Origin of the sequence: Sphaerospermopsis kisseleviana CS-549 (assembly GCF_028329225.1) — a bacterium.
GTDB lineage: Bacteria > Cyanobacteriota > Cyanobacteriia > Cyanobacteriales > Nostocaceae > Sphaerospermopsis > Sphaerospermopsis kisseleviana.
In genome coordinates, this window is sequence record NZ_JAQMTI010000146.1 from 1 (window position 1) to 13,114 (window position 13,114).

The 13,114-nt window shown below is 38.3% G+C and carries 10 protein-coding genes and 1 pseudogene; 8 read left to right on the forward strand and 3 right to left on the reverse strand.

What is annotated here, in order from left to right; translation table 11 throughout:
- The first annotated feature begins 454 nt into the window (after positions 1–454).
- The 4 genes from PN497_RS11955 (at position 455) to PN497_RS11970 (ending at position 4,066) form a co-directional block, all read left to right on the forward strand.
- Positions 455–1,024: an RDD family protein gene (locus PN497_RS11955; RefSeq protein ID WP_096572410.1), complete on the forward strand. Its 570-nt coding sequence runs from the start codon at positions 455–457 to the stop codon at positions 1,022–1,024.
- Between the two features lie 43 nt (positions 1,025–1,067).
- Positions 1,068–1,262, forward strand: a complete 195-nt coding sequence (rpmG, locus tag PN497_RS11960) for a 50S ribosomal protein L33 (RefSeq protein WP_096572409.1) — start codon at positions 1,068–1,070, stop codon at positions 1,260–1,262.
- A gap of 3 nt (positions 1,263–1,265) precedes the next feature.
- Entirely contained in the window at positions 1,266–1,481 is a 216-nt protein-coding gene (gene rpsR / locus PN497_RS11965) for a 30S ribosomal protein S18 (protein WP_096572408.1), read from the forward strand.
- Positions 1,482–2,011: 530 nt separating this feature from the next.
- Positions 2,012–4,066, forward strand: a complete 2,055-nt coding sequence (locus PN497_RS11970; RefSeq protein WP_096572407.1) for a ribonuclease catalytic domain-containing protein — start codon at positions 2,012–2,014, stop codon at positions 4,064–4,066.
- Here PN497_RS11970 and PN497_RS11975 read toward each other — a convergent pair.
- Positions 4,056–4,304 carry a hypothetical protein gene (locus PN497_RS11975; RefSeq protein ID WP_096572406.1) on the reverse strand — a complete coding sequence of 83 codons (249 nt, stop codon included), beginning with the start codon at positions 4,302–4,304 and terminating at the stop codon, positions 4,056–4,058. The two genes, PN497_RS11970 and PN497_RS11975, sit on opposite strands and share 11 nt — an antisense overlap.
- Between PN497_RS11975 and radC the strand changes: the two genes are divergently transcribed.
- From radC to PN497_RS11990, 3 genes and pseudogenes are all read left to right on the forward strand, one after another.
- Positions 4,298–5,029 carry a RadC family protein gene (gene radC, locus PN497_RS11980; RefSeq protein ID WP_096572405.1) on the forward strand — a complete coding sequence of 244 codons (732 nt, stop codon included), beginning with the start codon at positions 4,298–4,300 and terminating at the stop codon, positions 5,027–5,029. The genes PN497_RS11975 and radC overlap by 7 nt on opposite strands.
- A gap of 122 nt (positions 5,030–5,151) precedes the next feature.
- Positions 5,152–5,442: pseudogene (locus tag PN497_RS11985) on the forward strand (Uma2 family endonuclease); the annotation flags it as partial.
- A gap of 34 nt (positions 5,443–5,476) precedes the next feature.
- The gene (locus PN497_RS11990; protein ID WP_096572404.1) at positions 5,477–6,799 is read left to right on the forward strand and encodes a YcjF family protein; all 1,323 of its coding nucleotides are present in this window, start codon (positions 5,477–5,479) and stop codon (positions 6,797–6,799) included.
- A 789-nt stretch (positions 6,800–7,588) separates the two neighbouring features.
- On the opposite strand, the gene PN497_RS11995 is transcribed toward PN497_RS11990, so the two are convergent.
- Both PN497_RS11995 and PN497_RS12000 read right to left on the reverse strand, forming a co-directional pair.
- Positions 7,589–8,077, reverse strand: a complete 489-nt coding sequence (locus PN497_RS11995; protein WP_096572402.1) for a hypothetical protein — start codon at positions 8,075–8,077, stop codon at positions 7,589–7,591.
- Between the two features lie 344 nt (positions 8,078–8,421).
- Positions 8,422–11,007, reverse strand: a complete 2,586-nt coding sequence (locus PN497_RS12000) for a GAF domain-containing protein (protein ID WP_096572401.1) — start codon at positions 11,005–11,007, stop codon at positions 8,422–8,424.
- A gap of 815 nt (positions 11,008–11,822) precedes the next feature.
- Here PN497_RS12000 and PN497_RS12005 point away from each other — a divergent pair.
- Entirely contained in the window at positions 11,823–12,719 is an 897-nt protein-coding gene (locus PN497_RS12005) for a hypothetical protein (RefSeq protein WP_096572400.1), read from the forward strand.
- Positions 12,720–13,114 lie beyond the last annotated feature (395 nt).

Genomic DNA, 13,114 nt, shown 5'->3' on the forward strand with positions numbered 1-13,114 from the left:
TATCAAATTAAGCATAATTTGCTTTCTAATTATTTAATAGGACAACTAAAACGTCCAGATATTGCTATGTCAATGGTTTAGTCTTTAGGCGCTCGGTGCAGCGTAGCCGCACCATCGCTTGTGCCAGTTGCGTAAGTCCTAGTGAAGATTAAGGAGTTCAAGGATATCAAGGAGTTTTTTGTATTTGGCAACGAGGTAAAAACCAACAAAGTGCAAGGTTTTCCTCCTCAGATTTTCAAAAAACTTGCACTTCTTTGACTTTAAAAAGCCTCAATCCATTTATTTGTGTATTTTTGCAGTTTATTCAGCAAGCCATAATTAATTTCTCCCTGCGAGTCATGAAAACTCGGAAATGCTGATTTGCATTATCTCACCCTAGAAAATTTTTAAAACTAAAATTATTTACATAATAATTGAATTATAGCAAATATCTATTTATAATTCCCAAATCTTTATGACTATCATTAAAACACCACAAAAACACTATCCCAAGCCAGAAATTATCCGCCGGGGGATGGCATTAGGAATAGATTTTACAGGAGCATGGTTAGTTAGTTCTCTTTTAGGAACAAATAATCTAGGTATTCAATTTATCCAAATTTTCGTTTTTATCCTTGCTTGGTTAATTCTACGGGTCATCATAGTTTACAACAATCAGGGGCAAAGTTTAGGACGATGGGCAGTAAATTTAAAAGTGTTAGAAATAGAAAACGGACAACCCGTAAGCAGAATACCCGAATTACAAGCATTATTACAGCGTGAAGCGATTATTGGCGGTAGCTGTTTATTGGTTTCCATTTGCTTAACGAATATAATAGCTAATCCCACTGCTATACTGCTAATACTTCCCCTAGTCATTGACTGTGGTGCAGCCTTGTCAGATCCTCAGATGCAACAGGCTTTCCATGACCGCTATGCTAGAACTATAATTGTTTCCTCACGGCGTGGCTATTCGCTGGATTTAAAAATTAAGCTAAAAATTAAGCGATTAGTTGAAAAAGTGCAGCGAAATGTGAGAAGATAGTCATTTGTGTTAAATCTCTCCCGGCTTTACTGTTTGTAAAATTATGGCTAAGAGTAAAGGTGCCCGCATAATAGTGACACTAGAATGCACCGAGTGTCGAACCAACCCAGACAAGCGTTCTCCAGGCGTTTCTCGCTATACCAGCACCAAAAACCGCCGGAACACCACCAACCGTTTAGAACTGAAAAAGTTCTGCCCCCACTGTAACAAACACACTGTTCACAAGGAAATTAAGTAAGAGATGAGCTATTATCGTCGTCGCCTGTCGCCAATTAAGCCAGGAGAACCAATTGATTATAAAGATGTTGATTTACTACGTAAATTTATTACTGAACGTGGTAAAATTCTACCCAGACGCATTACTGGGTTAACATCACAACAACAACGGCAATTAACATTAGCGATTAAACGCGCTCGAATTGTGGCTTTATTGCCATTTATCAACGCCGAAGGCTAAAAAAATTTTGGATTTTGGATGAAAGGATTTTAGAGCAGAAGTCAGGAGTCGTAAGGGCGCAGCATTCGGAAAAGAAACGGTGAAATTGATGATTGTTCGCCCAAATGCTTCGCCCTTACTTTGGACAAAAATTGATAACTGGTCGTCCGAATGCTTCGCCATTACAAGAGTCAGAAATCAGAAGTAAAACTCTCTTTCTGTCTAGGTTTCAAGTGAGACTGTGTACCAGATTTATCTGTAATCTGCTGTAAAAATCCAACAAAAGTAACGTTGGTAATAACAATGAAACGTTTACTTTCAGTCCAAAATCTAAAATTTCGCTTCCAGCCAAAGGAGTGTATAATATGCTTCGAGATTTCCAATCCTGGGATTTGGGTGATAGGAAATAGGGAACAGGGAACAGGGAACAGGGAACAGGTGACAGCAAAGAGTGTTTACCAATTACCCATTACCAATTACCCATTAACAACCTAAAACAAATCCAAAATCTAAAATCTAAAATCTAAAATTAGTAAAAGAGTGCGAGAGTTGTGGAGAAGGGGACGCTAGTTGAATTTAGGGTTCAAGGCGATCGCCGTCTGGGAGTGGTAGATCGTCCAGACGGAAAGACCCGTTGGTTTGTGGTAGATGAACGAGGTCAATCCCACAGCCTCGCGCCGCGACAACTAACCTATACAGTTAATGGACAAACTTATAAACCTGCTGATATTCCCAGCTTTTTAAGTCAAGTTCAAACCTATCTAGATCCATCTAGTTTAGAAATAGCTTGGGAAATATTGGTGGAAGACGGGGAAACAGTCACTCCCAGTCAAATGGCAAATTTGCTGTTTTCAGAATCAGAACCACAGCACTGTTACGCCGCCCATTTCTTGTTATCCGATGATAAAATGTATTTCAAGCAAAAAGGCGATGTTTACGAACCACGTAGCGCCGCACAAGTAGCAGAACGGAAACACCAAATAGAAGTAGAAGCGCAAAAAGCCAAGGGACAGCAGGAATTTCTAGCGCGTGTAGAACAGGCACTCCAAGGCGAAAGCGTAGAATGGCAAAAACCAGACCGCCAGCGTTTGGAAGCATTAGAAAAATATGCGACTTTCGTGGCGGATATTGTGCGAATGGGGATAAATGCGGAGTCCTTGGTACGGAATTATCCACCCCCAGCCCCAGTATTAGAAACCATGAATATGCTGGGACGTTCTGCAACTCCCCAAGCAGCCCTGCAACTATTGATCGACTTGGGTTGGTGGAGTCCCCATGAAAACCTGTTCCTGCGTCGTTCTTCAATTCCCGTTCAGTTCCCTAGTAAGGTATTAGAAGTGGCGCAACAACATTTGGATTTTCCACCAGCAGACTTAGACACCAATCGTCTGGATTTAACACATCTCAAGGTATACACTATTGATGATGAAAGTACCACAGAAATAGACGACGGTTTAAGTTGTGAAAATCTCGCCGATGGACGACAACGGCTTTGGGTGCATATTGCTGATCCTACTCGCTGGTTAATGCCAGAAGATGAATTAGATTTAGAAGCGAGAAAACGGGGTAGTACAGTTTACTTACCTACGGGAATGATACCTATGTTCCCCGAAGTCTTAGCTACAGGTCCAATGAGTTTGGTACAGGGGAAAATTTGTTGCGCTCTCAGCTTTGGTGTAGTTTTAGATGAAAGCGGCGCAGTTGAAGACTATACTATCCATCCCACTTTAATCAAACCTACCTATCGCCTCACCTACGAAGATGTAGATGAAATGCTGGAGTTGGGAGTACAAGCAGAACCAGAAATAGAGGCGATCGCCAATTTGGCACAAAAGCGGAAAACCTGGCGATATAACCAAGGCGCGATCAGCATCAATATGCCCGAAGCAATGATCAAAGTCAAAGACGATGATATCAGCATTGATATATTAGATGATTCTCCATCTCGGCAGTTAGTAGCAGAAATGATGATCCTTGCTGGGGAAGTAGCAGCACGTTATGGTCAAACCCATAACATCCCCCTACCATTTCGCGGACAACCCCAACCAGAACTCCCCCCAGAAGAAGAACTCTTACAGCTTCCCGCCGGTTTCGTTCGTTTTTGCGCCCTGCGTCGCTGTATGCCTAAAAGTGAAATGAGTATTACCCCAGTACGTCATGCCGGTTTAGGCTTAGATACTTACACTCAAGCAACTTCCCCCATCCGTCGTTACAGCGACTTACTTACCCACTTTCAACTGAAAGCACATTTACGGGGTGAAGATTTGCCATTTTCTGCTGAACAACTCAAAGAAGTGATGATGACAGTCAGCACTACCACCCAAGAACTAACAATGGTAGAACGGCAAACCAACAGGTATTATGCTTTAGAATATTTACGTCGTAATCCTGAAGAAATATGGCAAGTCACAATTTTGATGTGGTTACGGGAAGATAGCAACTTAGCATTAATTCTCTTAGAAGACTTGGGTTTACAGTTACCAATGGTTTTTAGGCGTTCTGTAAGTTTAGGTGAACAAGTATTAGTAAAAGTCAGCATTGCTGATCCTCAAAAAGACATCATTCAGTTTCAAGAGATAATTTATCAAGAAGCTGTTAGTGGGTAGGTGACTGGTGACTGGTGACTGGTGACTGGTGACTGGTGACTGGTGACTGGTGACTGGTGACTGGTGACTGGGAAAAATCTTTTTCTCCCCACATCCCCATCTCCTGAACTCCCCATCTCCTGAACTCCTGACTCCTTAACAAATATTTTCCCCCCCAGATATAATTTTGAGCTTGAAAAAGGGATAAATAAAATATAGTTCCATCTTGGTGCATAATCCCTTGGTTTGTATATGACATACTGCCTCAGAATTGCCGACCTACCTGAAAATGAGCGTCCCCGTGAAAGATTGATGACTCATGGAGCGAAAATATTAGCCACTGCGGAATTAATTGCTATTCTGCTAGGAACTGGACAAGGACCGGGTAAACTGTCTGCTGTCGGTTTAGGGCAACTTATGTTACAAGAGTTAGGAAAAGATCAAAGAGATCCTTTAGCTGCTTTACGGGATGTTACCCCCGCAGAGTTAATGGAAATTCATGGTGTGGGTTCTGCAAAAGCTACATCAATTCTGGCAGCGATAGAATTAGGTAAACGGGTTTTTTTATCCCGTCCTGCGGAGGGTGCAGTTATTGATAGTCCTTTAGCAGCAGCAGCTACCCTGAGTCAAGACTTAATGTGGCAAAGTCAAGAACGGTTTGCAGTCTTATTGTTAGATGTGAAAAACCGGTTTTTGGGGACAAAAATAATTACTATTGGTACTGCAACCGAAACTTTAGCTTCTCCCCGTGATATTTTTCGGGAAGTTATTCGACATGGTGCTACACGGATGATAGTGGCCCATAATCATCCTTCTGGTAATCTAGAACCTAGTGAAGCAGATATAGAATTAACTCGGCAATTATTATCAGGGGCGCAACTTTTAAATATTCCTCTATTGGATCATTTGATTTTGGGTAATGGTACTCATCAGAGTTTGCGAGAAATTACTACTTTGTGGGATGATTGCCCACAAGAGGATTGATACAGCAGTTTCCTGAGTTATGCGGTACAGGATTAACAGGCAGGATGCCTGTTACACAAGGGTTTTATGGTTTCAGTTTGTACCTCATTGACATGAAATATACTGTAAAAAGGAAAAGTCCCATGACTTATGTACCATCAAAACTTCTTACCTTTGAGGATTTTCTGGACAAATATAGCGATAATCCGCGCTATGAGTTGGCTGACGGAGAACTAATTGATATGGAACCTACTGGACTTCATGAAACCGTCAGTGGCAAACTAGCGACTAAAATCGGTATTGCTATTACTAATGCCCAACTACCTTGGTTTATTCCCCGCACTTGCCTAATTCGCCCCTTTGCTGACGCTATTACTGCCCGTAGACCTGATATTGTTGTTTTGGATGAAACCGTACTCTTTAATGAACCAGTTATACTAGGAATGGTGGCCTATTAAAATTACACCCATGACTGAACAACCCAACCCAGACTCATCCAACACACCAACGGATGCACCAAAACCCAAGTCAGAAAATGATTCTTGGCAAAATCGCATTGTTGGTGTTGTCAGTAAAACTACTGCTAAATTAACCCAACTCCTACCAGTAGACCAAGTAAAACAACAAGTAAAACAAAATATAGGACAATGGTTTAGTGTCAATGATGCCCAAGTTGCAGAAATTTTAGCAACTATCCGCACTCAACTACCGACTACAGAAGCTTTATTAATAGGAAAACCCCAAACTGGTAAAAGTTCTATTGTTCGCGGTTTAACCGGGGTTTCTGCGGAAATTATTGGCCAGGGTTTTCGTCCCCATACTCAAAATACCCAACGTTATGCTTATCCTGCTGATGATTTACCTTTAATTGTATTTACTGATACGGTGGGTTTGGGTGATGTTAATAAAGATACGGAAACTATTATTCAAGAGTTAATCACTGATTTAAAAACCGAAATTAATGGTGCTAGGGTTTTCCTTTTGACTGTGAAAATTAATGATTTTGCTACGGATACTCTGCGAAATATTGCCCAAAAATTACGCCAACAATATCCCAATATTCCCTGTTTGTTAGCGGTAACTTGTTTGCATGAAATTTATCCCAACGAAATAGAAAATCATCCCCATTATCCCCCAGAATTTGAGGAATTAAACCGGGCTTTTACAGAAATTAAAAATAATTTTACTGGTTTATATGATCGGGCAGTTTTGATTGATTTTACTTTAGAAGCAGATGGTTATACTCCAGTATTTTATGGTTTAGAAGCACTGCGAGATAATTTAGCTGAACTTTTACCGGAAGCTGAATCAAAAGCTATTTATCAATTGTTAGATAAACAAGCAGGTAAGGAATTAAGTAATATTTATCGTGATGCTGCTAGAAGATATATTTTACCTTTTTCCATTATGGCAGGTACTTTAGCTGCTGTACCTTTACCTTTTGCAACTATGCCAGTTTTAACAGCTTTACAAGTTTCAATGGTGGGATTATTGGGTAAATTATATGGTCAGACATTGACACCATCTCAAGCTGGGGGTATTGTAAGTACCATTGCTGGTGGTTTTTTAGCTCAAGCAGTGGCACGGGAATTAATTAAATTTGTCCCTGGTTTGGGTACTGTTATTGCGGCATCTTGGGCGGGTGCTTATACATGGTCTTTAGGTGAAGCTGCTTGTGTGTATTTTGGGGATTTAATGGGTGGAAAAAAGCCAGATCCTCAAAAAATTCAAAATGTCATGCAAGAGGCTTTTGAAGGGGCAAAAGAACGGTTTAAGAGCATGAAAAGTTAGGAATTAGAAAATTCAAGAGACCAGAGTACAGGAAAAAAATGCCAGTATAATGCTAGTATTTTGGTATGGCAGTTATAATCCACATTCCGCACCCTCAACTGTCATAGAGAGAAAACACGGGGAAAAAGAATATAAGTAAGCATAAAAATAAACATAGAGATTGAAAAAAGGCATTTGAGAAATAGTAAATCACCAAAAACGTCATTAAACCCCATTCTCAATAAGGAGCAATAAGAATGAACACCACCCAGAGGAGTCAACAGATAACTAAAAAAAGATACTCAAGACAAAAATTATAACCTAGACTAATAAATAGAAGTAAAAAATTTGAATAATTTTACTACTACTGATGAAGATATATCCAAGAAAGAAGCAGATAAACAATTAACAGAAATTGGTAATCAATAGACCTCTCCAAAATAGAATGTATTAATTTGTCATAAGTTGTAGGGGCGAAGCTTATGGGCGATAATTTGACGGAAAAATCAGACATCTAGATATCCCATAAGCTTCGACCTGCCCGCATAAATAAGTTCCATAATTTCTTTTCTGGACAAGTCTAATGGTTAGAATTAGTCAGGAAAATTATCAATTGACATCTGGTGAAATGAATTTAGGGACAATTCATGAATTGTCCCCAACAGTTTTAGGCTACGCTTATGGAGATGCTAATGAGTAAATTTAACCCAATGGTCATAAAGGAGCGCAGATTTTTGATTCAACGAGTCCACTTAGACTAGATCCCGGTAAAAATATTTGATACCCCATGAGAGACTTTTCAAACAACCTCTAAGCTTCTTTCCAACAACGATTTAACAGCACCCCAGACGCTAATACTTTCAAAACTTCCAGCATAAAGTAACTACCATGCAGTAAATTCATACTGTAGGGAACACCACCTGCACTAGCAAATAGACTTAAATCACTACCCAAAGCGCACATTTGCGGAGTTAGAAAATAGGTATCCAGCAAAGCTATTGTTAACAGCAAGCAAGATAAAAATATACTTCCCAAACACCAATTAGATTTAGTCTTGCAAATAACCAGCACAGATGTCAAGACAACAGCAGCAGCTAGTAATTCTAAGCGGTTAAAATTCCAAAAAATTGCATATCCAGCAGTGGTAAAATTCGCTTCCTTCATCATGCCAGTAATGTAAAGACTAGGCATAATTACCCAATCTAATACTAGACTAGAACTGAGCCAAAAGCCCAAGGTCAACAGAGTGGCGGTTTGCCAAGTTGAGCGTTTTAATTGCAGGTTAGAAATAGTGTTCATAACAATAATTGCTTGGTTAAATCTATTTCTAGTTTCTAACTAAGAAAACCACTTTGACAACAAATATAAATTAACTGTTACAAACAAGACTATATGCAACATTTTTATAATGTTTTTTGAATTAATTTTTGTTGTTTTTTTAAGTTTTATTACCAAATAATAAGAAGAATTAAAAAACAAAAACTTGTGCTAAATCTGGTGAAGATAAATCGTAAGTATTCAGCTATCAGCTATCAGCTTTAAGATAGTAGACAATATTATTTCCTTCTCATGACTGGGAACTGGGGACTGGGGAGATAGGGAGAAAAACTAATTCTTTCTCCTGAATAGCTGATGGCTGACTTTTATTTTTCATGAAAAGTCCAAACACCAGCATCCCAAGTTGTATCTGTGGGAGGTGTTTGTAGCCAATGTTGACAACGACTCAGATATAACATTGAAGCTTTATCATTATTATCAGCAGTTAAAGCTTTCACAAATTCCATTTGAGCCAGTGAAAACTGACGTTGCAGATAATACTCTCTTCCTTTCTGATAATGTTCAATTAGTTCTTGTTTGGCACTGTTAATAGAATCAGAACGCATTCCGATCAACTCATAGATAGATACAGGCTCATTTCTGCCTTTAACACGAATTAAATCTAGTTCCCTTGCCCAAATATCATCATGACAGAAGTTAAAGGTATTGTCGCTGATGATAATATCGCAACCATATTGTTTGCTAATACTTTCTAATCGAGAACCAAGATTGACACCATCACCAATAGCGGTAAATTCCATCCGCTTACTAGAACCGATATTACCACTAATTACAGTATCAGAATTAATGCCGATGCCGATTTTGATTTTTGATTGATTTAAGGCTTCTCGACGTTGATTTAATTCCTGCAAACGATAGCGCATTTCTAGAGAAGTTTCGACTGCCATACGGGCGTGTTTTTCTAAAGGTAAGGGAGAACCAAATACAGCCATAATGGCATCACCGATATATTTATCGAGAGTGCCTTTATGTCTAAATACAGCTTCTACCATTGATTCAAAATATTCATTAAGCATACTTACCACTTCCTCAGCTTGCATATTTTCTGTGAGGGTGGTATAGCCACGAATATCCGAGAATAAGATAGTAACTTCTTTGCGATCGCCTCCTAATTTAGCATCATCTAATTTGAGTAATTCTTCTGCCAACTCCTGAGTCATGTAACGGTACATGGTGCTTTTCAGACGCTTTTCATCGCTGATATCATCCATTACCACCAGTGCGCCACACACTTTATTTTCGTCATTCGCATCAGCAATAGTGTTGAGTGATAAATTAATGCTGTGCTGTTCTTGGGTAGTAGTTAGAAGTGTACGATCTGGATAATACTGCTGGGTATCTTTGACATCATTTGCAGCTAAAGCATCTGCAAACCATTGGCTAAAATCTCCGTCTTTAATATTGATAACATCACTAACTAATTTCCCCTCTAAACGCGCCTCTGTAGAATAACCTAGTAAACGTTTAGCACTTTCATTAGCAGTGATAATATATCCAGACTTATCCGAGGAAATTACACCATTAGAAAGACTCCGCAAAATATCCCGCTGCATTTTTTCTTGCTGTTTGACTTTGGCAAACAATTGGGCATTTTGCAATGCTACACCTGCTTGAATATTAAAAGCTTCCATGAATACTTCATCATTGCCGTCAAAACTAGCTTGGAAGCATTCAGGAGGTTGAGGCCAAAGGGAGGGATTATAAGGTGCAAAATCTCCTCCTTTCTTTTTATTTACTAATTGAGTAACACCAATTAATTTTTGATCACTGTTAAATACTGGCATACACAACAGACTACAAGTGCGATAGCCATTTTCTTGATCTATTTTTTGGGCAGTTTGTGAATCTGGATGTTTATATAAATCAAAGGGAATATTTAAGGTTTTTCCAGATGCAGCAACGATCCCAGCAAAGCCTTTACCTATGGGTACTCGTAATTCTTTAGTTGTACCGTTATCTTGAGTAATTGTTGTCCATAATTCCTGGCGATCGCCATCTATCAACCACAGGGTACTGCGATCAGCATTCATCAATTCTTTAGCTTCATCCATTACCCGTTTTAGGGTATCTTTTAAATCTAAACTACTGTGACTTAAAGACTTAATCGCTTTCATCAAAGCTGCTGCGGCTCTTTGTTTTTGAGTAGCAATATAAAAAGAGCGAGACGACTCTAAAATCAGGCGAATTGACGGCGCAAAATCTTGAAATAATTTTTCATCTGCACTGGTAAACCCCTTTTTATCAATGCGTTCTTTCAGAGGATCATCGGGATTGTGTAGGTATTTTAATTTATTTAATAACTGCACTACCGCTACTAATTCTGCATTTTCATTTAATAGCGGTAAAGCTAACATTGTGTAAGTGCGGTAGCCATTTCTCTTGTCTTGTTCTTGAGCAAATTTTGACCGCACATCGTTATAAAAATCATAGGGAATATTGATGACTCGCTTAAAAGTTGCCACTTCCCCGGCAATACCTTTATCCGCTGGAATTCTAATTTCTAATGGTCGCTTTCCTTCCCCTTCTGCTAAAATAGACCAGAGTTGTTGTTTTTCTTCATCTAATAAAAATATCGTTGTCCGATCTGCTCCTAGTAATTCCCCTGTTTTCAAGGTAATTGAATGCAGCATTTCTGGAAGAATTGTTTCAAAACCTTTATAATCCAACATGGATAAGGTTTCGTTAACAATTTTCAATTTATGCTCAACTTCCTGAACTACTTGTTTAAAAGTATCCTGGGTTAAGGGAGCAAGAAACTGGGAAATCGTTCCTTTTCTGGTAGCCAGACTAACTACAGGTGAAGAGTGTGTTTGTACCTGATATGTTCCTTGGTGGTTAACACCAAAATTCAAATCCATTGTCTCTTCAGCATTGGGGTTTTGCGCTGACATAACTTTATTTGATATACTATGATTTAGTGTTGACGAAGGTTGAATTGGTCTAGAAAATTTATTATGTTAAGTTTCCGTTATAACTATCATTCCTTGACAGTATACCCTGTTCGTTAATCAATTGTTTAGCCCCATTGATCCTGTTGAGGATAGAGGCTGAAAATTTGATAATTCAAATTAGAGTTAAAAACTACTTGCATGGTGAAACAATCCTAGACGTGAAAGCAGAAAGGTTTACCAGTCATTATATAGGAATCTTAAGCAGCTTTTAAACCTCTTCATTTGTTCTTTTGATTCGACGTTTTAACCCACGTATCAATTCTCGCAACACATCTAGGGAAATTATTTGAGTAAATTATCGGCATAAATGTGTAAAATACAACTATATGGTTCGACTTAGATTAAATGGTTTCAGTAAAAATTCGTATAATCCAATTTCAATTTTCAGCTTTTATCTAGTAGATATACCAAGAAGATAAAAAACTTTGTTTTTAGAACAAATTTGAAAATAATCATTTTGCTCAATTCAAAGTGGAATTGAAATTTGTCAGAAAATCGTAAATTTTCGGTTTTATTTAAGTAAGTCGGCATGAAAAAAACAAGTTATGTAACAAAATGTAAAATGCCTAAAAACCTCATCCCTCCTGCCTTCTGCCTCCTGCCTTGCCACAACGATAAATTTCAACGCCTACCTACTTATACATAAATCTTTAGTTAAAAAAAATAAACACCGTTGGTTATTTCGTAAAAAATAATTATAAAATCTGACCTAGTATTACTTTCCAACAGCAATAAACACTACTAGGTTATTTACCATGAAGAATTGGCAACAACGATTTTTGCTAGGCTTATTATGTTGTGTTTTCTTATTATTCGGATGGTCACAGCGGGCTTTAGCTGCAAATAATAGTACACAAATACTAAATGTACAATTAGCCCAAGCAGAATTACCTGTCAATGCTTATGAGTATCTATTGCAATATCAACCAGAAACTTATAATGTTTTGAGCAAGACATTAGCAGATGCTGTTGAAGATGCAAAACAGCCGTTAGCAGATGAAGTAGTGAGTGATCTGTGGGCATTATCTCCCAGTAACCCTAGAATTAAATGGAGAGAAAATAATGGCAAAATTGAATATTTAATGTCAACTTGGAGATATGTGAGTAACCCCAGTGTAGATTGGCCAATAGGTGCAAAAAAACAACTGGCTTATCAAACATGGTTTACAGCAGTACCACAAGTTAAAGAATTTTGCCAGCAATATCAAGCCATAGATGCCAATATTCCTGATAAAATTGAACTTTCACTAAGGTTACAGCAATATTTGGGATTGATTTTAAACAAATATTCTAGCAAAACCCATTTTGTGGAAATGTGGGTAAAAGCAGAAGATTTAATCAGACCATGTATTGATCCAGAAATTGACGATGCTAGTTGTAATGTTTTACCTTTACCAGTACCAGATAGCAGTCCTGTAATTAAGACAATATACACCAATTCTTTCAGCAATGCGAAAAAAGAATATTATCCTTGGTCTGGTTTAGGTTATACCTATGATTGGGGAAATCCACAAAAACCCCATGTAGGTCCTAGTGAATTTATTATTAACCCCACACCAGAAAAACCTGTTGAGGTGGAAGTGGTTTCTGTAACCCCAACTCAGGAATATTGTCAACAGGATTATATTTCATCTAATCAGTCTTTGAATTAGTTGAATTAAATTTAACCTCAAACTTTTGGGTAACAAATAAGGGTGAAAGGGTAAGGAGTAATAACACCTTTACTCTTTACCCTTTCTGAGATGAGGTCAACATTCCTTATTAAGGGGGGAGATCAATAAAGGTCTCCCTTTCAAACCTGGTAATTTATGAGGTATGGGTCATTAAATCTACATGGTAAAATTCGATATATAAAACTTGAAATGTGACTACAAATGTTGGCATTTGTATGAAAAAATAATCACTGACTGCAAACACTATAAAAAGGCAGAATCTTAATCAAAAAACCCTAAATTTAAACCAGTCTCAGGACAGATGAGGACTAATTGAAATCGCTTTAAATTAGCAGACAAGAAGCAAAGGGCGTGACGATGGGTGCAGCTGCCCC

Excerpts from the sequence above, each read along its gene's own strand:
- PN497_RS11955 (WP_096572410.1), top strand. The coding sequence starts at position 455 with ATGACTATCATTAAAACACCACAAAAACACTATCCCAAGCCAGAAATT.
- rpmG (WP_096572409.1), top strand. The coding sequence starts at position 1,068 with ATGGCTAAGAGTAAAGGTGCCCGCATAATAGTGACACTAGAATGCACC.
- rpsR (WP_096572408.1), top strand. The coding sequence starts at position 1,266 with ATGAGCTATTATCGTCGTCGCCTGTCGCCAATTAAGCCAGGAGAACCA.
- radC (WP_096572405.1), top strand. The coding sequence starts at position 4,298 with ATGACATACTGCCTCAGAATTGCCGACCTACCTGAAAATGAGCGTCCC.
- PN497_RS11975 (WP_096572406.1), bottom strand. The coding sequence starts at position 4,304 with ATGTCATATACAAACCAAGGGATTATGCACCAAGATGGAACTATATTT.
- PN497_RS11990 (WP_096572404.1), top strand. The coding sequence starts at position 5,477 with ATGACTGAACAACCCAACCCAGACTCATCCAACACACCAACGGATGCA.
- PN497_RS11995 (WP_096572402.1), bottom strand. The coding sequence starts at position 8,077 with ATGAACACTATTTCTAACCTGCAATTAAAACGCTCAACTTGGCAAACC.
- PN497_RS12000 (WP_096572401.1), bottom strand. The coding sequence starts at position 11,007 with ATGTCAGCGCAAAACCCCAATGCTGAAGAGACAATGGATTTGAATTTT.
- PN497_RS12005 (WP_096572400.1), top strand. The coding sequence starts at position 11,823 with ATGAAGAATTGGCAACAACGATTTTTGCTAGGCTTATTATGTTGTGTT.